Below are 1,741 nucleotides of genomic sequence, written 5' to 3' on the forward strand. Positions count from 1 at the left end.
GGATGAGATCGCCGCCAAGCAGGATGGTGAATGTGCTCATATCGTGTGGCCCTTACCAGCCCGGCACGGGAAACGGAAGGCGGCAAACTCCCACTTGCGTGGCGGATCGGGCCGGCCTATGTGTCGAAACGCTCTAACGGGGTGCCGGACGCGATCTTCGCGGACCGGCTGAGAGGCAGTCTCGCCAACCCGCTGAACCTGATCCGGTTTGTACCGGCGGAGGGATTAGACGTTTCGGACAGTCCGACGCCTCAATTCCTTTCAATTCGAACGAAGGAGGCGCCGATGCGCACGCTTTTATACGCTCTTGTTTCAGCAACGGTCGTGGCCTTGTCCGGACCGGCCTTGGCCAAGTACAAGCTCACCGTCTACACCTATGAGAGTTTTACCGCCGACTGGGGTCCGGGTCCCGTGGTGAAGAAGGCGTTCGAGGCCGAATGCGGCTGCGATGTCGAGTTCGTCTCGGTCGCCGACGGCGTCGCGTTGCTCAACCGCGTCAGATTGGAAGGCGCATCGACCAAGGCCGATATCGTGCTTGGCCTCGACACCAATCTCACCGCCGATGCCAAGGCCTCAGGCTTGTTCGCGCCGCATGGCGGCGTAACTGATGTCAACGTGCCGGGTGGCTGGAGCGACGATACTTTTGTCCCCTTTGATTACGGCTATTTCGCTGTCGTCTACGACACCGAGAAGCTGAGGAACCCGCCGAAAAGCCTGAAAGAGCTGGTCGAAGGCAGTGCCGACGACAAGATCGTCATCCAGGATCCACGCACCTCGACGCCGGGCCTCGGCCTGCTTCTGTGGGTCAAGTCGGTTTATGGCGACAAGGCGCCGGAGGCCTGGGCCAAGCTCAAGCCGAAGGTGCTGACCGTGACGCCGGGCTGGAGCGAGGCCTATGGGCTGTTCACGAAGGGCGAGGCGCCGATGGTGCTGTCCTACACGACGTCGCCGGCCTATCACATGATCGCCGAGAACACCGGGCGCTACCAGGCCGCCTCCTTCGAGGAGGGCGAGTATCTGCAGATCGAGGTGGCGGGTATCACCACGACGGGGGCCAAGAATCCGCTGGCGGCCAAGTTTATAGCCTTCATGACCGGACCTAAATTCCAGGATGCCATTCCCGAGACCAACTGGATGTTCCCGGCCGGCAAGACCGACAAGCCGCTCAATCCGGCCTTTGATAAACTGGTCAAGCCGACCAAGACCTTGCTGTTCAGCCCGCAAGAGGTCGCTGCCAATCGCAAGGCCTGGGTCGATGAATGGCTTGCGGTGATGAGCAAATAAGTTTGCTATCGAAGATGAGTGCTCTACGGCGCCCCCCTCTGTCCTGCCGGACATCTCCCCCGCTTGGGGGGAGATTGGCTGCCATCGGCGATTTCGCCAATCGCCAATGCTGCTGGAGTGAGCGAGGCGTCGAAATTGCCAATCTCCCCCCTTGTGGGGGAGATGTCCGGCAGGACAGAGGGGGGCGCGAAGGAACGCAATCCTTTGTAAGTGCCGCGATCCGGAGATTGGTGGTCCGGCGTGCGACGCGCAGCCTCTGATCCCCGCGTCAGCGCCGGCATTGTCGCGCTTGCCGCGATCGCGCTGCTGATCGGCGGCGCGTTTGCCGGCCTGCTTTTCGAGGGCGCCCATGATTTCTCGGGCGCCTGGGCAGCCTTCGATCCCTATCTGCTTCGCGTCATTCGCTTCACGCTCTGGCAAGCGGCGCTCTCGACGCTGCTTTCGGCCATCCCGGCGC

1 protein-coding gene, 2 pseudogenes and 1 riboswitch are annotated in these 1,741 nt (G+C 61.9%); of the genes and pseudogenes, 2 read left to right on the top strand and 1 reads right to left on the bottom strand.

Annotation, left to right across the window (positions count from 1 at the left end; all coding sequences use genetic code 11):
* Nucleotides 1-127 precede the first annotated feature (127 nt).
* Nucleotides 128-242, top strand: a riboswitch (TPP riboswitch).
* 43 nt (nucleotides 243-285) lie between these two features.
* Nucleotides 286-1,284: a thiamine ABC transporter substrate binding subunit gene (gene thiB, locus EN750_RS32870; protein WP_127399158.1), complete on the top strand. Its 999-nt coding sequence runs from the start codon at nucleotides 286-288 to the stop codon at nucleotides 1,282-1,284.
* A 27-nt stretch (nucleotides 1,285-1,311) separates the two neighbouring features.
* Here thiB and EN750_RS41145 read toward each other — a convergent pair.
* Nucleotides 1,312-1,472: pseudogene (locus tag EN750_RS41145) on the bottom strand (precorrin-3B synthase); the annotation flags it as partial.
* Between the two features lie 52 nt (nucleotides 1,473-1,524).
* Here EN750_RS41145 and EN750_RS32880 point away from each other — a divergent pair.
* A pseudogene (locus EN750_RS32880) lies at nucleotides 1,525-1,741 on the top strand (thiamine/thiamine pyrophosphate ABC transporter permease ThiP); the annotation flags it as partial.

Source organism: Mesorhizobium sp. M7A.F.Ca.ET.027.03.2.1, from assembly GCF_003999175.1.
Taxonomy (GTDB): Bacteria; Pseudomonadota; Alphaproteobacteria; order Rhizobiales; family Rhizobiaceae; genus Mesorhizobium.

Bases quoted from the DNA above. Each gene is read 5' to 3' on its own strand.
- thiB (WP_127399158.1), top strand. From the start codon at position 286: ATGCGCACGCTTTTATACGCTCTTGTTTCAGCAACGGTCGTGGCCTTG.